The organism is Streptomyces sp. S4.7 (assembly GCF_010384365.1).
GTDB lineage: Bacteria > Actinomycetota > Actinomycetes > Streptomycetales > Streptomycetaceae > Streptomyces.
In genome coordinates, this window is record NZ_CP048397.1 from 731,307 (window position 1) to 749,229 (window position 17,923).

The following is a 17,923-nucleotide window of genomic DNA, read 5'->3' on the forward strand; positions in this document are numbered from 1 at the left end:
ACCGATCATGGGACGGAGGTGAACCGATGACCGAAGTGCTCCTGCTCCTGGTGGCCGTGCTGCTCGCGCTGGCCTGTGGAGCCTTCGTCGCCGCGGAGTTCTCCCTGACGACGGTGGAACGCAGCGACCTCGAACTGGCGGTCGAAAAGGGTGAGCGTGGCGCGTCGAGCGCCATGAAGGCCGTACGCAGCCTCACCTTCCAGCTCTCCGGGGCCCAGTTGGGCATCACGGTGACCAATCTCGTCGTCGGCATGCTCGCCGAGCCGTCGGTGGCGAAGCTGATCCGTGGCCCCGTCGAGGCGATCGGCTTCTCGCCGTCCGTAGCGTCGTCGCTGGCACTGGTCATCGGTACGGCACTGTCGACGGTCGTGCTGATGGTGGTCGGCGAGCTGGTCCCCAAGAACTGGGCCATCTCCACGCCACTGGCGGTCGCCAAGGTCGTCGCCACACCGCAGCGGGTGTTCACCGCCGCGTTCAAGCCGTTCATCAGCCACCTCAACAACACCGCGAACCGCCTGGTGCGGGGGCTCGGCCTGGAGCCCGCCGAGGAGCTGGCCTCGGCCCGCAGTCCGCAGGAGCTGGTCGCGCTCGCCCGGCACTCCGCGAAGGAGGGCGCGCTGGAGGCGGACACCGCCGAACTGTTCGTGCGGACCCTCAATCTGGCGGAGCTGACGGCGGAGAACGTGATGACGCCGCGCGTACAGGTCACCGCGCTCGACGTACAGGCCACCGCCGAGGACGTCGCCAACGCCACACGCGCCACCGGGCTCTCCCGCTTCCCCGTCTACCAGGACAGTCTCGACACGGTCGTGGGCGTCGCCCACATCAAGGACGTGCTGACGGTCCCCGACGAGCGACGCACCCGTACGGCGGTGTCCGACCTGATGCGCGACCCCCTGCTCGTACCGGAGTCGCTGACCGTGGACCGGCTGCTGGACCGGCTCTCCGGCAACCGCACCATGGCGGTCGTGATCGACGAGTACGGCGGCACAGCGGGTGTCGTGACGCTGGAGGACATCGTCGAGGAGGTCGTCGGCGAGGTGCGTGACGAGCACGACCCGCACGAGACGTCCGACCTGGCCCGCGCCGGCGAGGACGCCGACGGGCGCGACCTGTGGTCGGCCGACGGCGCCGCGCGCTTCGACCAGCTGTGGGACATCGGGATGCGGGTGCCCGAGGGTCCGTACGAGACGCTGGCCGGTCTCGTCGCCACCGAACTCGGCCGGATCCCCGTCGAGGGCGACCGCGTCGACCTGGGCGGCTGGCGTCTCGACGTGGTCGACGCCTCGGGACGGCGTGCCGCCCGCGTACTGCTGCACGCGCCCCTGCCGGCGCCCGACGACGAAGAGGACGACGACCGCGACGGGGGGGCCGGACGATGACCGTGATCCAACTGTTCGTGGGACTCCTGACCCTGGTCGTGAACGCCTTCTTCGTCGGGGCGGAGTTCGCCCTGATCTCGGTGCGCCGCAGCCAGATCGAGCCCGCCGCCGAGGAGGGCGACCGGCGCGCGCGCAGCGTCCTGTGGGGCCTGCGGCACGTCTCGGCGATGCTCGCCGCCGCCCAGCTCGGCATCACGCTGTGCACGCTGGTGCTCGGCATCGTCGCGGAGCCGGCCATCGCCCATCTGCTGGAGCCCGTCTTCGACGCCGTCGGTGTGCCGCACGGGGTGGTGCACCCGATCTCGTTCGTCATCGCCCTCGCCCTGGCGACCTATCTGCACATGCTGCTCGGCGAGATGGTGCCCAAGAACATCGCGCTCGCCGAGCCGGTGCGTACGGCGCTGCTCCTCGGCCCGGCGCTGGTGGGGCTGGCCCGCGCGCTGCGGCCGGTGATCTTCACGGTCAACGCGTTCGCCAATGTGCTGCTGAAGCTGCTGCGCGTGGAGACCAAGGACGAGGTGTCGGCGACGTTCACCGACGCCGAGCTGTCCCGGATGGTCACCGACGCCGGTGACGCCGGGCTCCTCGACGACCGCGCCGCCGAACGGCTGCACGACGCGCTGGAGCTGGGACACAGGCCCGTACGGGACGTGGTCATGCCACTGGACCAGGTCGTGACGGCGCGGGTGGGGATCACACCCGTCGAGCTGGAGGGGCTGGCGGCCGAGTCCGGATTCTCGCGTTTCCCGGTCGTGGACGAGTCCCGGCGGATCCTCGGCTACCTCCATGTGAAGGACGCCCTGGACGCCATGCCGCGCGAGGAGCCGCTGCCGGTCTCCGGGATGCGGGCGATCGCCCAGGTGCGGGCGGACACCCCGCTCGACGACGTGCTGACCGCGATGCGCCGAAGCCGTACGCATCTGGCCGCCGTGCTGGACGAGGACGGCAGGCTGGAAGGCCTGGTGACCATGGAGGACGTGCTGCGTGAGCTGGTCGGGAGGCATTCGCGGGGGACCTGAGGCCCCGTCCGGGAGGGCACGGGGCGCGCGATACGATCGCCCGGCCATGGAGAAGAACGCCACGTACACCAGTCTGGTCGCCCTCGGGGACTCGTTCACCGAAGGCATGTCGGACCTCCAGCCGGACGGGTCGTACCGGGGCTGGGCGGATCTGCTCGCGGCCCGTCTCGCCGCCCGTACGCCGGGGTTCCGCTACGCGAATCTCGCCGTACGCGGCAAGCTCATCGGCCAGATCCTCGACGAACAGGTGGACACGGCCGCCGCGATGCGCGCGGACGTGGTGACGCTGGTCGGCGGGCTGAACGACACGCTGCGGCCCAAGTACGACCCGGGTCTGGTCCTCGGGAAGCTGGAGGAGTCGGTCGAGCGGCTGGCACCGGCCTGCGGACGGCTGGTGCTGATGCACAGCCCCGTCCGCCGGGGTCCGGTGACGGAACGTTTCCGGTCGCGCTGGGAGAACCTCTACACCTTCATCGACGAGCTCGCCGAACGGCACGACGCGATGGTGGTCGATCTGTACGGGGCGCGGGTGCTCGGCGAGCAGCGCATGTGGGACCTGGACCGGTTGCATCTGACCGCCGACGGCCACCGCCGGGTCGCCGAGGCCGTGTGGCAGGCGCTGGGTATGGAGCCGGCGGACGACTGGCGTGCGGAGCTGGCGCCCGCGCTGCCCACGGGCTGGCTGATGCGGCGCACCGGCGACGCCCGGTTCGCGCGGGAGCATCTGGGGCCGTGGATCGGCCGCCGGCTGACGGGCCGGTCGTCGGGCGACGGCAGGCCGCCGAAGCGGCCGGAGCTGTTGCCTTACGAGCCGCTGCCGGGTGACGCGGGCGTGCGGCACGAACGGGCGTAGGGCCTGTCGGTCGTGTGGTTCGGCGGGCACAGGGCCCGTCCTTCGGATCCCGCCGCTCCCCCCGCGAACAAGGGCGCGGCTCGGACCAGCGGGAACGGCCACGTAGAATCCGCCTACGTGACTGCTGCGTCTGTGAAGCCCCGTATCCCCAACGTCCTCGCCGGCCGCTACGCCTCGGCGGAGCTGGCCGTGCTCTGGTCCCCCGAGCAGAAGGTGAGGCTGGAGCGGCAGCTGTGGCTCGCCGTGCTGCGGGCCCAGCGGGATCTCGGCATCGAGGTGCCCGAGTCCGCCCTCGCCGACTACGAGCGGGTGCTCGATCAGGTCGATCTGGTGTCGATCGCCGAGCGCGAGAAGGTCACGCGTCACGACGTGAAGGCGCGGATCGAGGAGTTCAACGCGCTCGCCGGTCACGAGCAGGTCCACAAGGGCATGACGTCGCGGGATCTGACGGAGAACGTCGAGCAGTTGCAGGTCCGGCTCTCGCTGGAGCTGATGCGTGACCGTGCGGTGGCGGTGCTCGCACGCCTGGGGAGGCTCTCCGGGGAGTACGCGGAGCTGGTCATGGCGGGCCGCTCGCACAATGTCGCCGCGCAGGCGACCACCCTCGGCAAGCGCTTCGCGACGGCGGCCGACGAGCTGCTGGTCGCCTACGGCCGTCTTGAGGACCTGCTCGCCCGTTACCCGCTGCGCGGCATCAAGGGCCCGGTCGGCACGGCGCAGGACATGCTCGACCTGCTCGGCGGTGACCCGGCGAAGCTCGCGGACCTGGAGTCCCGGATCGCGGGGCATCTGGGCTTCGGCCACGCGTTCACCTCGGTCGGTCAGGTGTATCCGCGTTCGCTGGACTACGACGTGGTGACCGCGCTGGTGCAGCTGGCCGCGGGCCCCTCCTCCGTGGCGAAGACGATCCGGCTGATGGCCGGGCACGAGCTGGTCACCGAGGGCTTCAAACCCGGCCAGGTCGGTTCGTCGGCGATGCCGCACAAGATGAACACCCGTTCCTGCGAGCGCGTCAACGGGCTGATGGTGATCCTGCGCGGCTACGCGTCGATGACGGGCGAGCTGGCCGGTGACCAGTGGAACGAGGGCGACGTGTCGTGCTCCGTCGTCCGCCGGGTGGCGCTGCCGGACGCGTTCTTCGCCTTCGACGGGCTGCTGGAGACCTTCCTGACGGTCCTCGACGAGTTCGGCGCGTTCCCGGCGGTCGTGGCCCGCGAGCTTGACCGCTACCTGCCGTTCCTGGCGACGACGAAGGTGCTGATGGCCGCCGTACGCGCGGGGGTCGGCCGGGAGGCCGCGCACGAGGTCATCAAGGAGCACGCCGTCGCTTCGGCGCTCGCGATGCGCGAGCGCGGCGCGGAGCGCAACGAGCTGCTGGACAGGCTCGCGGCCGACGAGCGGATGCCGCTGGACCGGGCGCAGTTGGACGGGCTGATGGCCGACAAGCTGTCGTTCACGGGCGCTGCCGGTGACCAGGTGGCCGCCGTGCTCGCCCGGATCGAGGAGATCGTGAAGCGGCACCCGGTGGCCGCCGGATACACGCCCGGGTCGATCCTCTGAGACCGGCGAGGTGAAGCCCGAGGAGCTGGCCGCCGCCCGCGACCGCGTCATCCCCGACGTGGTCGCGGCGGATCTGGGCGTGCTCTTCTGCGGGATCAACCCCGGTCTGATGTCGGCGGCGACGGGGCACCACTTCGCGCGGCCCGGCAACCGCTTCTGGCCGGTGCTGCGGCTCTCGGGCTTCACCCCGCGGCAGCTCGCGCCGTCCGAGCAGGACGAGTTGCCGGCGTACGGCCTCGGCATCACCAACGTCGTGGCACGGGCGACGGCACGGGCCGACGAGCTGAGGGACGAGGAGTACCGGAAGGGCGGCCGGATCCTGGAGGCGAAGGTGGAGCGGTTGCGGCCGCGCTGGCTCGCGGTCGTCGGCATCACCGCGTACCGCACGGCGTTCGGCGACCGGGCGGCGGCCATCGGACCGCAGACGCGGACGACAGGCACCACCCGCATCTGGGCACTGCCCAACCCGAGCGGTCTGAACGCGCACTGGACGGCCGAGACGATGGCGGAGGAGTTCGGCAGGCTGCGCGTGGCGGCGGGGATGCCGGACAGGACCGAGTAGGGGCCGTCTACGGCGGGTCTGTCTCCGTCACGGCCGCGAGCAGTTGGAACGGGTGTTCCTCGCCCTGATGGGACACGCCGACCGCGACCCAGCGGCCTCCGGTACGCCACAGGTGCACGTGGCCCACGCCGTGCGACAGTTCGCGCCACGGCTCCGGTATCTCCTCGCCCTCGCCGCCGCGCACGCGTGTGCTCCAGAGGCTGACGAGCTGGGGCTCCCCCCACCGCGCCGCCAGCACCGAGGCGAGTGCGGCGCACTCGGCCTCGTACTGCTCCGCCTCCTGTACCCGGCGCGACCCGTCGTCCTCCCAGAAGCTCTCGCCGCGCGCCAGCTCCGCCAGGTGGTAGCCCGGTCCGCTCGTCCCCACCTCGGATCCGGCGCGCACGGCGGGGAAGGACCGGGCACACAGCAGATCGATGGTGGCGACGTGCCGTGCGGTGCTCATGACTCCAGTAAAGCGCCCGCCACTGACAATTGGCATGCCGTCAGACCACACTCGCGACCGGTGGCTTCCCGCCGTCGTCCGGAGCATTCCGGTACCGTGCGGTCCCCGTGCCGTCGACCGTTAGCCGCCCGGGCGACCACCGAGTACCATCCGGCAGACACGCGCACGAGCTTGGAGGACATACCGTGGGGCGGCTGACCGGCGGGGACCCTTCCTTGTTGCGGCGGATCAACTCCGCGGTGGTGCTGCACGCCCTGCGGGGCGCCGACTGCCCCACGTTCACCGATCTGACCCGGATCACCGGTCTGTCGCGGCCCACGGTCGAGGGTGTCGTCGAAGGGCTGATGGAGATCGGCCTCGTCATGGAGGCGGCGCCGGGCGAGGGCGGGACCCGCCGGCAGGGCCGCCCCGCGCGGAGGTTCCGCTTCCGGGCCGAGGCCGGGCATCTGCTGGGCATCGAGATCGGGCCGCACCGGGTCGCCGCGCTGCTGTCGGGTCTCGACGGCCGGATCATCGGGGCCAGTTCGCGTGACGCCACGGAGACCGCGTCGGCGGACGAACGGCTGGACCGGGTGCGGGTCGTCGTCTCCGACGTGCTGCGCCGCGCCGGGGTGGCGCGCAGTTCGCTGCGGGCGGTGGGGGTCGGCAGCCCCGGCATCGTGGAGGCCGACGGGACGGTACGGCTCGGCACGGCGCTGCCCGAGTGGACGGGCCTCGCCCTCGGCGAACGGCTGCGCCGCTCGTTCCGCTGTCCGGTGCTGGTGGAGAACGACGCCAACGCGGCGGCGGTGGCGGAGCACTGGAAGGGCGCGGCGACCGACTCGGACGACATCGTGTTCGTGCTCGCCGGTCTCAGCCCGGGGGCGGGCTCCCTGATCGGCGGCCGGCTGCACCGCGGCTACGGCGGCGCGGCCGGTGAGATCGGGGCGCTGCATCTGCTGGGCCGCGAGGTGACACCGGAGAAGCTGCTGTCGACGACGGACGAGCCGCTGCATCCGCTCGACGAGCGGGCGGTGGCCCGCGTGTTCGCGTTGGCCAAGCAGGGGGACGCCGGGGCGAAGCAGGCGATGGAGCGGTTCATCCAGCGGCTGGTCCACGACGTGGCCGCGCTGGTTCTGGCCCTCGACCCCGAACTGGTGATCATCGGCGGCTGGGCGGCCGGCCTCGACGGCGTACTCGACCCACTGCGCGACGAGCTGTCCCGTTACTGTCTGCGCCCGCCCCGGGTGACGCTGTCGCTGCTGGGCGAGGCGGCGGTGGCCACGGGTGCGCTGCGTCTGGCGCTGGACCACGTCGAGGAACAACTGTTCGCGGTGGACGCGACGGTGACGGCCCGCCGCTAGGGGGTGTCTTTCCGATCAGGCCGGATCAGCGAGCGGGGTCTGGTGCGTGCGATCGCAAGGCGGAGGAGGGATGCATGGCGGAGCCATGCCGACCGACGACAACGCGGCGTGCGTGCCAGGGCACGCGAGCCCGGCAAGATCGGAAAGACACCCCCTAGGTGTATTGATCACGAGCGTTGTTGACACTGGTCGGGCTTGATCATGGCGAAGACCTCCGGTGTGGTGGAGCTGTCTAGGAACGCACCACTCGGAGGTCTTCGTGTCCCACCGTAATGCCCGGCTGACCGTGTTCGGTAGGCGTCTACTGGTCGAACGTGTCTTCTCGGGCCGCCCGGTCGCGCATGTCGCGGCCGAGATGGGTGTATCGAGGGCCACGGCCCACAAGTGGGTCCGCCGCTGGCGGACGGAAGGCGAGGCCGGGCTGCACGACCGGTCCAGCCGGCCGCGCACGACGCCGCACCGGACCCCGGCCGGTATCGAGGCCCGGGTGTGTGACCTGCGCCGGGAGCGCAAACTCGGTCCCGCCCGGATCGGCCCGGTCCTGGGACTGCCCGCCTCGACCGTCCACCGGATCCTGGCCCGCCACGGTCTCAGCCGGCTGGCCTGGCCCGACCGGCCCACCGGCACCGTGATCCGGCGCTACGAACGCGAGCGTCCGGGCGAACTCGTCCACGTGGACGTGAAGAAGCTCGGCCGCATTCCCGACGGCGGCGGCCACCGTGCCCTGGGCCGTGAAGCGGGCCGGCCGGTCCGCGGCATGGGCTTCGACTACGTCCACTCCGCCGTCGACGACCACTCCCGCCTCGCCTACAGCGAGATCCACGCAGACGAGAAGGTCACGACCTGCGCCGGTTTCCTCACCCGCGCCGCCGCGTTCTTCCACGCCCACGGCATCCCCCGCATCGAACGGGTCCTCACCGACAACGCGTGGGCCTACCGCAAGGGCCTCGCCTGGAAGGCCGCCCTGGCCCAGCTCGGAGCGACCGGCAAACTCACCCGCCCCTACCGGCCCCAGACCAACGGCAAAGTCGAACGCTTCAACCGCACCCTGCTCGACGAATGGGCCTACCTGCGGCCCTACACCTCGAACACCGAGCGGACCGAAGCCCTGACAGACTTCCTCCACACCTACAACCACCACCGCTGCCACACCGCACTCGACGGACACCCGCCCATCACCCGCGTCAACAACCCTCCGGGTCAATACACCTAGGGCCTCCGGCTGGTCTTCGGGGATTTCGCCCCGGACCGTCGCGGAGCGGCTGGTGTCACGTGGTGCGGTGCCTCGCAAGGTGGAGGATCGGCGTTGTCGACGACCGGCCGTACTTGGCCGACTCCCGAAAACGCAGGGCCCCCGTGCCCCTTCGTGGGGCTACGGGGGCAGTGCTCGTTGAGGCGTCGCGGGCCCGGTGACGGGCCTGCGGTGGGACGGGCGGGCCTGGGTCAGGAAGCCTTGCGCTCGTCCGGGTGGTGGCTTATTTCGACGTCGCCCGTGCCGCCGAAGGTGAGGCGGCAGGTGTCGGCGCGGTACGTGGCCACCGAGACGGCCGCCGTGCGGCCCCCGGCGAGGTAGCGGGTCGTGACGACGAGCACGGGCGCGCCGGGCAGCCGGTCGAGTTCCTTGGCGTCGTCCACGCGGGCCGAGCCCAGCTCCACGGCGCGGTCCTGGCCCTCCATGCCGAGCCGCTGGAGCTCGCGCAGCACGCTGCGCGCGCGGGCGGGGCCGGACGGGATGTCTATGGCGGGCAGCTCGGGCACCGACTCCGAGGGGACGTACAGCAACTCGGCCGCCACGGTCTGCCCGTGTGTCACACGCGTCCTGCGGACCGTGTGGACCTCGTCGCCCGCGTCCGTACCGAGCATCTTGGCCACGGCGACGGGCGGCGCGGCGGTGACCGAGTCGACGGGCTGCCAGGCGTCCGGGTCCGCGCCCGGCCACTCCTGCTGGGTGGTCGACACGTCGACACCCATCCGCGGCGGCGCGACGGTCGTGCCCACGCCCCGGCGGCGCTGCAACCGGCCTTCGAGTTCGAGCTGTTCGAGCGCCTGACGGAGCGTCGCGCGCGCGACGCCGAAGCGGGCCGCGAGGTCCCGCTCGTTGGGCAGCACCTCACCGACCGCGAAGTCGGAGTCCAGTGCCTCGCCGAGCACGGTCTTGAGGTGCCAGTACTTGGGCTCCGGCACCGTTTCGAGCTGCGTGGTCCCCACCGTGATCCTCCGCAATCGCCGTGTCCCCGGCGGCTTTTCCATGCACTTGTTTATTAAAGGTTCCTGCACTAACTCTCCGAGAGTAGGACGGCCGATCGCGTTGGTCAAGACCAATCCTGCGGTCACTCCCGGACGGAATCGCACTCTGCCACAGACCGTTCACGCAGAGTTCGCGGGTTTGGCGTGAAACGACGACATCAGCAGGTGGGAGACCTGGGGGCGGGGACCCCACATGTCGGGACAGACACATACAGGCATGTCAGGGCGTGGGGACGCGCTCGCCCTCCGCGACCGGCAGGGCCGCCGCCCGGGCCCGGAACGCACCGGAGCCGAGCGCCACACCGATGCCCACGAGCAGGCTCCCGGCGGCCTGCGCGGGCCCGAAGGCACCGGTGCCCACAACAGACGCGGTGAGCGCCGCCGCCACCGGGATGAGGCCGGAAAGGAGCGTGGCCCGCTCCGCGCCGATGCGCTGCATCCCCATGTACCGGCAGATGAACCCGATCACCGTCACCACGGCCGCCTGCCAGCCGAGCGCGACCGCCTCCTCGCCGGTGGGGACGCGGACGAACCCGGTTCCGTCCAGGACGAGTCCGGCGATCGTCGACCCGATCGCGGCGACGCCGACGACGGTCGCGGAGAGCAACTCGGGTCCGAGCGGACGCGGTACCGGTACGGCCAGTACGGCGAAGCCGACCTCGCCGACGAGCGCGGCGAGGGACCAGGCGATGCAGGCCGCGTCCGTGCGCCCCCGGCCCTGGACGGTGAACGCGCCGACGGCGACCAGCAGCGCGCCGTACACGACGGCGCGCGCGGGATGCGGCTGCCGGCCGAGGGCGGTCGGGCGGGGGTGATGCCGGGCATGGTGGTGGACGGGGCGTCGGAAGCGGGGCCGGAGGGCGGGTCGCGGGGGTTCGGCGGGCGGGTTGTTCACCCGGGGTTCGTGTACCGGCCGTCGCCGGGCGCTAGGTCTTGTCTTCGAATGGCGTCGTCCGCCCGCAGGGCGGGGCTCCCGGCGTCTGGTGCGTGCGATCGCAAGACGGAGGATCGCCCTCGTACCGGGCGTACTTGGGCGAGTCCGACAACGCAGCGGGCGTGCGTGCCAGGCGTCGTGAGCCAGACGCCAGTTCGAAGACAGGACCTAGGTATGGCACGTCGCACCGTTCCCCAGGTCACGGTCCCACCGAACCCGCCGCAGGAGGCACATCGATGACGAACAGTTCCCCGAGTCCGGCCACGGACCGCCGCACCGTACTGCGCGGCTCCCTCGCCGCCTCCGCCGCGCTGGCACTGCCCACGACCGCCGCCGTCGCCGTCGCCGGGACGGTCGCCGGCGCCGCTCCCGCCCAGGCGCGCTCCGGCCGGCCGAGCGCCGACTGGGGTGTCCAGAGCGGCGATGTCACCTCGTCGTCCGGACTGGTGTGGATCCGCTCCGACCGGCCCGCGCGGATGCTGGTGGAGACGTCGGCGACGGATTCCTTCCGCCGCGCGCGCACCTGGCACGGCCCGCTCCTCGGCCCCGGCACCGACTTCACGGGTACGACACCGCTTCGCGGGCTGCCCGCCGGTGAGCAGGTGCACTACCGGGTGACGCTCGCCGACCCGGACGACCCCCGGCGTACGAGCGAGCCGGTGTACGGCACGTTCCGTACGGCTCCGGCGCGGCGCCGGCAGGGCGTGCGGTTCCTGTGGTCGGGCGACATCGCCGGCCAGGGCTGGGGCATCAACCCCGACATCGGCGGCTATCGCGCGTACGACGACATGCGGCGGCTCGACCCGGACTTCTTCCTGTGCAGCGGTGACACCGTGTACGCGGACGGGCCGCTGGTGCCGTCCGTGACGCTGCCGGACGGCCGGGTCTGGCGCAACCTCGTCACCGAGGAGAAGTCGAAGGTCGCCGAGACGCTGGACGAGTACCGGGGCCAGTTCCGCTACAACCTGCTCGACCACAACGTCCGCCGGTTCAACGCACAGGTGCCGACGATCGTGCAGTGGGACGACCACGAGGTGCGCAACAACTGGTATCCGGGGCAGATCCTGGACGACGTCCGCTACCGGGAGAAGGACGTCGACGTGCTGGCGGAGCGCTCGATCCGGGCGTTCGGCGAGTACTTCCCGGTACCGACGCTCCGCGCGCGCGGCGAGGACCGGCGGATGCACCGGGTGGTGCGGTACGGGCCGCTGCTCGACGTGTTCGTGCTGGACATGCGCTCGTTCCGCAACGCCAACTCCCCCGGCCGGCAGGCCGACGACACCACGGGCATTCTCGGCGCCGAACAACTGGACTGGCTCAAGCGCGAGTTGTCACAATCGCGGGCGGTGTGGAAGGTCATCGCGGCGGACATGCCGATCGGTCTGGTCGTGCCGGACGGTACGGCGAACATCGAGGCGATCGCGCAGGGCGACCCCGGGGCGCCGCTGGGGCGGGAGCTCCAGATCGCCGATCTGCTGAGGCATGTCAAGCACCGCCGGATCACCGGCACGGTGTGGCTGACGGCGGACGTCCACTACACGTCGGCGCAGCACTACGAGCCGGAGGGTGCGGCCTTCAAGGACTTCGCGCCGTTCTGGGAGTTCGTGTCGGGTCCGCTGGCCGCGGGCGGGTTCCAGGCGAACGCCCTGGACGGGACCTTCGGGCCCAACCGGGTCTTCGTACAGGCTCCGGACCGGGCGAACGTCTCGCCGATGGAGTCGCCCCAGTACTTCGGCGAGGTGGACATCGACGGTGGCAGCGGCGAGTTGACGGTGCGACTGCGGGCGGAGGGGAACAAGGTGCTGTTCAGCAAGGTGCTGAAACCGGGGCGGGTCGGCCAGTAGGCCCCGTGTGTCCGGGGCGGGTAGCCTCGCGGGAGGACGCGGACCCCGCCCCGGTCGTCAAGGTGGAACGGGGCGCGGCCATCGCACGCCATAAATCAACCAAAAGTAGTTGATAGGCGAACAGAAGCATCTTTTACCCATCAGTCACAGTACGTTCGTGATCGCGCAACACCATTGGGTCACAGTGAGGTCATGACCGATGTGACTCCATCGAAGAGTGCCCGGCGCCCCCATCACTGGCGCCGGGATCTCGTCGAACTGGCCGCCCTGTTCACCGCGGTGGCGGTCGCCGACGCTGTCGCGAACATGATCGTGCACGGGCCGGACGGACCCGTCCTGCTCGTCGCCTCCGCGATCGCCCTGATCATCACGGCCGGATTCCACACATGGTGGTCAAGGCGCCACGGCCACGCGCCACCGGTTGACGCGGCGTCGGCCGGCGGTGCGTCGGGTACGTCCGAGGGCGCTCCGGCCGGGGCCGAGGAGCGGACAGGCGCCGCCGCGGACTCCGACACCACCACCGCGCTGTGGCGGATGCGGGCCACCGTGCGCGACGCCCCCGGTTCGCTGGCCGCGCTGTGCACCGTCCTCGCCCGCCGCCGGGTGGACATCCTCACGCTCCAGACGCACCCGCTGGCCACCGGCACCGTCGACGAGTTCCTGCTGCGCGCGCCCGCCGCGCTGCCCGCGAGGGAGCTCACCGGCGAGATCTCCCTCGCGGGCGGCGGCGACATCTGGATCGAGCGCGCCGACGCGCACGATCTCGTGGACGCGCCGACCCGGGTCCTCGGTCTGGCCACCCGCACCGCCCTGGACGCCGCCGAACTGCCCCTGGCCCTGCGCCAGCTACTCGGCCGCTGCACGATCCACTCGCTGCCCGCCGTCTCCCCCACCGGTCGCCCGACCGGCGAGAGCGCCCCCGTCGAGGGGATCCTGGAGAGCACCACGATGCGGATGCGCGACCCGAACGGCGGCACGATCACCGTCGAGCGCCACCATCTGCCGTTCACACCGACCGAGTTCGCCAGGGCCCGCGCCCTGGTCGAACTCGACGCGCGCCTCGGCCCGCGCGTACCGCGCAGCCGGGACGTCCTGACGCTGCCCGAGGGCAGGATCACCGTGCGCCGCGCCGACCAGAGCGACGTCGACGCGGCGACGGCGATGCACGAGCGCTGCTCCGAGCGCACCCTGGGCCTGCGCTACCACGGTCCGGTGGGCGACGCGGACCGCTATCTCGACCATCTGCTGAGCCCGCGGCACGGTCGGACACTGAAGGTCCAGACGGCGTCCGGACGCCTCGTCGCGCTCGGCCACCTCCTGTGGGACGGCGACGAGACCGAGGTGGCGCTGATCGTCGAGGACGCCTGGCAGCGGCGCGGCATCGGCTCCGAACTCCTCGGCCGGCTGGTCGCGCTCGCCGTCGAGGCGGGCTGCGCCAGCGTGTACGCCGTCACACAGGCTTCCAACACCGGCATGGTCGCCGCCATGCGCGGGCTCGGTCTGCCGCTCGACTACCAGATAGAGGGTGGCACGCTGGTCGTCACCGCCCGCCTCAGGGGGACGGACGAGCGGCAGACGCCGGCCTCGGACGAGACACCGTACAGAGCCGCCTCCGGGACGTCGCACGGCATCCGGCCGGGTGCTACGTACGGGACCCGGTAGGAGGCGCGGTCCGAGGCGCCGTACCGGGTGTCGTAAGGACCCCGGTACGGGACTCCGGAGATCGCGACTCCCGTCCCGACCCGGCACTGAGCGCCTCGGTCAGATCACGCCACAGGTCCTCGACGTCCTCCAGGCCGACCGACATCCGCAGCAGCCGGTCGCTCACCCCGGCCGACCGGCGGTCCCCCTCGGGCACGATCCGGTGGCTGATGGAGGCCGGGTGCTGGATGAGCGTGTCCACGCTGCCGAGGCTGACCGCCGGGGTGATCAGACGGACGCCCGCGATCACCTCGTGCGGGTCCCCGTACACCTCGAAGGAGACCATCGCCCCGCCGATGCCCGGGTAGTACACCCGGGCGATGCGCGGGTCGGTGGCCAGCCTGCGGGCCAGGTCGGCCGCGGTGGCCGAGGCCGCCCGTACCCGCACGGGCAGCGTGGACAGACCCCGCAGCAGCAGATAGCCGGCCATCGGGTGCAGGACACCGCCGGTCGCGAACCGCACCTGGCGCAGCTTGCGCGCGAACTCCTCGTCGCACGCGACGACTCCGCCGAGGACGTCGCCGTGTCCGCCGAGATACTTCGTGGCACTGTGCAGGACGAGCCGGGCGCCGTGCTCGACGGGCCGTTGCAGCACGGGCGTGGCGAAGGTGTTGTCGACCAGCAGCGGTATGGAGCCGCAGGCATGGGCGACGGCGGCGATGTCCACCTCTGCGAGGGTCGGGTTCGCGGGGGTCTCGACCATCACCAGGCCGGTGTCGGGGCGGATCGCGTCGGCGATGCCGGCCGGATCGGTCCATGTCACCTCCGTACCGAGGAGACCGGCGGTCAGCAGGTGGTCGCTGCATCCGTAAAGAGGCCGTACCGCGACGACATGGCGCAGCCCCAGGCCGGACCGTACGAGCAGGACGGCGGTGAGCGCCGCCATGCCGCTGGCGAAGGCCACCGCGCTCTCGGTGCCCTCCAGACGGGCGAGCGCCGTCTCGAAGCGGGCCGTCGTCGGGTTGTCCAGGCGGGCGTACACGGGCGGGCCCTCGGGGCGGGCGCCCGTGGTGGCGAACTCGTCGATCCGCGCCGCTTCGTCACGGGTGTCGTAGGAGGGGTAGGTCGTCGACAGATCGATCGGCGCCGCGTGCACACCGAGCCGCGCGAGATCCTCGCGGCCCGCGTGCACGGCCTCGGTCGCCAGCGCCCGGGGAAGGGCCGCGGACAGGGGTAGGGCTACGGGTTCGCTCATGCCACCGGCATCCAGGGAGTCCATGGAGGCACTCTGAACATCCGGCGGGAATCTTGGGCAGTGCCCCGTGTTACGTTCGCCGGATGAGTGAGTCAGTCGTACTGGACACGGTCGACCTGCACATATTGCGCCTGTTGCAGAACGACGCACGGACCACCTACCGGGAGATCGCCGCCGAGGTCGGCGTCGCCGCGTCGACCTGTCTGGACCGGGTGGCCAGACTTCGCCGCTCCGGGGTGATCCTGGGGCACCAGCTGCGCCTCGATCCGGCCAAACTCGGCCGTGGCCTCCAGGCGTTGCTGTCCGTGCAGGTCCGGCCACACCGGCGCGAGCTGATCAAGCCGTTCGTGGAGCGGATCCGGGGCCTGCCGGAGTCCCGCTCGCTCTTCCATCTGACCGGGCCGGACGACTATCTGGTCCTTGTGGCGGTGGCCGACACGGCGGATCTCCAGCGGCTCGTGGTGGACGAGTTCACCTCACGGCCGGAAGTCGCCCGTGTCGAGACCCGGTTGGTCTTCCAACAGTGGGACTGCGGTCCCCTTATGCCGCCTTCATCAGCCATTCCACCGGCAACGCGGTCCTGAAGTAGGGTGACGCGCGGTCCTCCCTCGGAGAGGATGTCGCCATGCCAGACACTTCCAGCAGCGCGCTGCCCCGCCAGGTCGCCGACGCCTATGTCGACGCACTCATCGAACTCGATCCGATCACCGGTACCTTCCTGGGCGTCGCGGCGAGCTCCGGCCGCCTGCCCGATTTCTCACCGGCCGGAGCGCGAGAGGTCGCCGACCTCGCCCGCGCGACCCTCGCCAAGCTCGACATCGCGACGAAGCTGCCGGGAGCCGACAACGACCAGGAGCGGCGCTGCGCCAGGCTGCTCCGTGAACGGCTGACCGCCGAACTCGCCGTCCACGACGCCGAGGAGAACCTGCGCGCCGTCAGCAACATCCACTCCCCCGCCCACCACATCCGCGACATCTTCACCGTGACGCCGACCGAGACGGACGAGGACTGGGCGGCTGTGGCCCAGCGCCTGCGCGCCGTACCGGCCGCGCTGAGCGGGTTCCGCGAGTCGCTGGCCCTCGGTCTGGAACGGAATCTGCTCGGCGGGCCCCGTCCGACCGCGACGTTCGTCGGCCAGCTCACGGAGTGGGCGGGCGACGGCAGCGGCTGGTTCGACGAGTTCGCGGCTTCCGGCCCCGACTCGCTCCGTACGGAGCTGGACGCGGCGGCGGCCGAGGCCACCGGCGCCGTCGCCGCACTGCGCGACTGGATGCGCGACGTGTACGCGCCGGCCGTCGCGGGCGCGCCCGACACGGTGGGCCGTGAGCGCTACGCCCGCTGGTCGCGCTACTTCAACGGCACGGACCTCGATCTCGACGAGGCGTACGCCTACGGCTGGTCCGAGTACCACCGGCTGCGCGCCGAGATGACCACGGAGGCCGCGAAGATCCTCCCCGGCGCGACCCCCTGGGAGGCGCTGGCCCATCTCGACGAGCACGGGGAGCACATCGAGGGCGTCGAGGAGGTGCGCAAGTGGCTCCAGGCGCTGATGGACGAGGCCATCGAGGCGCTGGACGGCACCCACTTCGAACTCGCCGACCGGGTACGGAAGGTGGAGTCGCGTATCGCCCCGGCGGGCGGCGCGGCGGCGCCGTACTACACCGGCCCGTCGGAGGACTTCTCGCGCCCCGGCACCACCTGGCTGCCGACGATGGGCGAGACGCGCTTCCCGGTGTACGACCTGGTGTCGACCTGGTACCACGAGGGTGTCCCCGGCCATCACCTCCAGATCGCGCAGTGGACCCATGTCGCCGACCAGCTCTCGCGCTACCAGGCGTCCGTGGGCGGTGTCAGCGCGAACGCCGAGGGCTGGGCGCTGTACGCGGAGCGGCTGATGGACGAGCTGGGCTTCCTGCCCGACGCGGAGCGCAGGCTCGGCTATCTGGACGCGCAGATGATGCGTGCCTGCCGGGTGATCGTGGACATCGGGATGCATCTGGAGCTGGAGATCCCGGCGGACTCGCCGTTCCACCCGGGTGAGCGCTGGACACCCGCTCTGGCGCAGGAGTTCTTCGGGAACCACAGCGGCAGGCCGGCGGACTTCGTGGAGAGCGAGCTGACCCGCTATCTGTCGATGCCGGCCCAGGCGATCGGCTACAAGCTGGGCGAACGGGCGTGGCTGCTGGGCCGGGCGAACGCGCGCAAGCGGCACGGCGACGCGTTCGACGCGAAGGCGTGGCACATGGCGGCCCTGTCGCAGGGCTCGCTGGGGCTGGACGATCTGGTGGACGAGCTGTCCAAGCTCTGAAGGGCGGCGCCCGGCGTGCTGACGCCGGGCGCCGCCCCCGGACCGCCGGTCCGGGGCGCTCGGCCGGGCGCCCCGGACGGGCGTCGAGGACACCGCCCGGGGCGTGTCCGGAAACTCCCGCCTGGCCCACGGCGGCCGGTGCGGTGCATCGCAAGGCGGAGGACCGGAGCGGTGGATGGACCGGCCGCACTCGGCCGACTCCGACAACGCTGGGGGGCACCTCCCGGGCCCCTTAGGGGGGGAGAGGTGCCGTGCCAGGCGTCGCGGGCAGGGCGCGACTTCGAAAACACGGCCTGGGTCCTGTCCGGCGGATCTTCGGGGATTGGCCCGGGCCCGCCGCGGAGCGGCTGGTGTCACGTGGTGCGGTGCCTCGCAAGGCGGAGGATCGTGCTCGTACTGGATGGACCCGGCCGACTCCCACAACGCAGGGCGCACCTCCCGTGCGCCCCTCGGGGACTACGGGGCAGAGGTGCCGTGCCAGGCGTCGCGGGCCCCCGAGGATCCGCCGGACAAGGCCTGGCGGCCCGGCT

Annotated in this window: 14 protein-coding genes and 1 pseudogene; 11 read left to right on the top strand and 4 right to left on the bottom strand. The window is 71.7% G+C overall.

Features of this window, described 5'->3' with window-relative positions; all coding sequences use genetic code 11:
• Positions 1–26 precede the first annotated feature (26 nt).
• The 5 genes from SSPS47_RS03205 (at position 27) to mug (ending at position 5,376) form a co-directional block, all read left to right on the top strand.
• The gene (locus tag SSPS47_RS03205) at positions 27–1,382 is read left to right on the top strand and encodes a hemolysin family protein (RefSeq protein WP_164248566.1); all 1,356 of its coding nucleotides are present in this window, start codon (positions 27–29) and stop codon (positions 1,380–1,382) included.
• Entirely contained in the window at positions 1,379–2,401 is a 1,023-nt protein-coding gene (locus tag SSPS47_RS03210) for a hemolysin family protein (protein WP_164248568.1), read from the top strand. The genes SSPS47_RS03205 and SSPS47_RS03210 overlap by 4 nt, the downstream gene beginning before the upstream one ends.
• A 46-nt stretch (positions 2,402–2,447) precedes the next feature.
• Positions 2,448–3,254: an SGNH/GDSL hydrolase family protein gene (locus SSPS47_RS03215; protein WP_164248570.1), complete on the top strand. Its 807-nt coding sequence runs from the start codon at positions 2,448–2,450 to the stop codon at positions 3,252–3,254.
• A gap of 117 nt (positions 3,255–3,371) precedes the next feature.
• Positions 3,372–4,814, top strand: coding sequence for an adenylosuccinate lyase (gene purB, locus SSPS47_RS03220; protein WP_164248572.1), 1,443 nt, complete (start codon positions 3,372–3,374; stop codon positions 4,812–4,814).
• Positions 4,815–4,824: 10 nt separating this feature from the next.
• Positions 4,825–5,376 (top strand): G/U mismatch-specific DNA glycosylase, encoded by a 552-nt coding sequence (gene mug, locus SSPS47_RS03225; protein WP_164248574.1) that lies wholly within the window; start codon positions 4,825–4,827, stop codon positions 5,374–5,376.
• Between the two features lie 7 nt (positions 5,377–5,383).
• Here the strand turns inward: mug and SSPS47_RS03230 are convergent, their stop codons facing one another.
• Positions 5,384–5,821 (bottom strand): hypothetical protein, encoded by a 438-nt coding sequence (locus SSPS47_RS03230; protein ID WP_164248576.1) that lies wholly within the window; start codon positions 5,819–5,821, stop codon positions 5,384–5,386.
• A 185-nt stretch (positions 5,822–6,006) separates the two neighbouring features.
• Between SSPS47_RS03230 and SSPS47_RS03235 the strand changes: the two genes are divergently transcribed.
• Complete coding sequence (locus SSPS47_RS03235) at positions 6,007–7,164, top strand: ROK family protein (protein ID WP_164248578.1); 1,158 nt, start codon at positions 6,007–6,009, stop codon at positions 7,162–7,164.
• A gap of 259 nt (positions 7,165–7,423) precedes the next feature.
• Positions 7,424–8,377 carry an IS481 family transposase gene (locus tag SSPS47_RS03240; protein ID WP_164248580.1) on the top strand — a complete coding sequence of 318 codons (954 nt, stop codon included), beginning with the start codon at positions 7,424–7,426 and terminating at the stop codon, positions 8,375–8,377.
• 230 nt (positions 8,378–8,607) lie between these two features.
• On the opposite strand, the gene SSPS47_RS03245 is transcribed toward SSPS47_RS03240, so the two are convergent.
• Both SSPS47_RS03245 and SSPS47_RS35160 read right to left on the bottom strand, forming a co-directional pair.
• Complete coding sequence (locus SSPS47_RS03245; protein WP_164248582.1) at positions 8,608–9,372, bottom strand: GntR family transcriptional regulator; 765 nt, start codon at positions 9,370–9,372, stop codon at positions 8,608–8,610.
• A 322-nt stretch (positions 9,373–9,694) separates the two neighbouring features.
• A pseudogene (locus SSPS47_RS35160) lies at positions 9,695–10,204 on the bottom strand (EamA family transporter); the annotation flags it as partial.
• A gap of 377 nt (positions 10,205–10,581) precedes the next feature.
• On the opposite strand from SSPS47_RS35160, the gene SSPS47_RS03255 reads away from it, so the two are divergent.
• Positions 10,582–12,189, top strand: a complete 1,608-nt coding sequence (locus tag SSPS47_RS03255; protein WP_164248584.1) for an alkaline phosphatase D family protein — start codon at positions 10,582–10,584, stop codon at positions 12,187–12,189.
• 201 nt (positions 12,190–12,390) lie between these two features.
• Positions 12,391–13,851 carry a GNAT family N-acetyltransferase gene (locus SSPS47_RS03260; RefSeq protein ID WP_164254366.1) on the top strand — a complete coding sequence of 487 codons (1,461 nt, stop codon included), beginning with the start codon at positions 12,391–12,393 and terminating at the stop codon, positions 13,849–13,851.
• On the opposite strand, the gene SSPS47_RS03265 is transcribed toward SSPS47_RS03260, so the two are convergent.
• Positions 13,832–15,085, bottom strand: coding sequence for a PLP-dependent transferase (locus tag SSPS47_RS03265; protein WP_239064754.1), 1,254 nt, complete (start codon positions 15,083–15,085; stop codon positions 13,832–13,834). The genes SSPS47_RS03260 and SSPS47_RS03265 overlap by 20 nt on opposite strands.
• A gap of 83 nt (positions 15,086–15,168) precedes the next feature.
• Here SSPS47_RS03265 and SSPS47_RS03270 point away from each other — a divergent pair, with 83 nt between their 5' ends.
• Complete coding sequence (locus tag SSPS47_RS03270; protein WP_078078511.1) at positions 15,169–15,669, top strand: Lrp/AsnC family transcriptional regulator; 501 nt, start codon at positions 15,169–15,171, stop codon at positions 15,667–15,669.
• Between the two features lie 41 nt (positions 15,670–15,710).
• Positions 15,711–17,393: a DUF885 domain-containing protein gene (locus tag SSPS47_RS03275; protein ID WP_164248586.1), complete on the top strand. Its 1,683-nt coding sequence runs from the start codon at positions 15,711–15,713 to the stop codon at positions 17,391–17,393.
• Positions 17,394–17,923 lie beyond the last annotated feature (530 nt).

Coding starts and splice junctions, on each gene's coding strand:
- SSPS47_RS03205 (WP_164248566.1), top strand. CDS start 27: ATGACCGAAGTGCTCCTGCTCCTGGTGGCCGTGCTGCTCGCGCTGGCC.
- SSPS47_RS03210 (WP_164248568.1), top strand. CDS start 1,379: ATGACCGTGATCCAACTGTTCGTGGGACTCCTGACCCTGGTCGTGAAC.
- SSPS47_RS03215 (WP_164248570.1), top strand. CDS start 2,448: ATGGAGAAGAACGCCACGTACACCAGTCTGGTCGCCCTCGGGGACTCG.
- SSPS47_RS03230 (WP_164248576.1), bottom strand. CDS start 5,821: ATGAGCACCGCACGGCACGTCGCCACCATCGATCTGCTGTGTGCCCGG.
- SSPS47_RS03255 (WP_164248584.1), top strand. CDS start 10,582: ATGACGAACAGTTCCCCGAGTCCGGCCACGGACCGCCGCACCGTACTG.
- SSPS47_RS03265 (WP_239064754.1), bottom strand. CDS start 15,085: ATGAGCGAACCCGTAGCCCTACCCCTGTCCGCGGCCCTTCCCCGGGCG.
- SSPS47_RS03270 (WP_078078511.1), top strand. CDS start 15,169: ATGAGTGAGTCAGTCGTACTGGACACGGTCGACCTGCACATATTGCGC.
- SSPS47_RS03275 (WP_164248586.1), top strand. CDS start 15,711: ATGCCAGACACTTCCAGCAGCGCGCTGCCCCGCCAGGTCGCCGACGCC.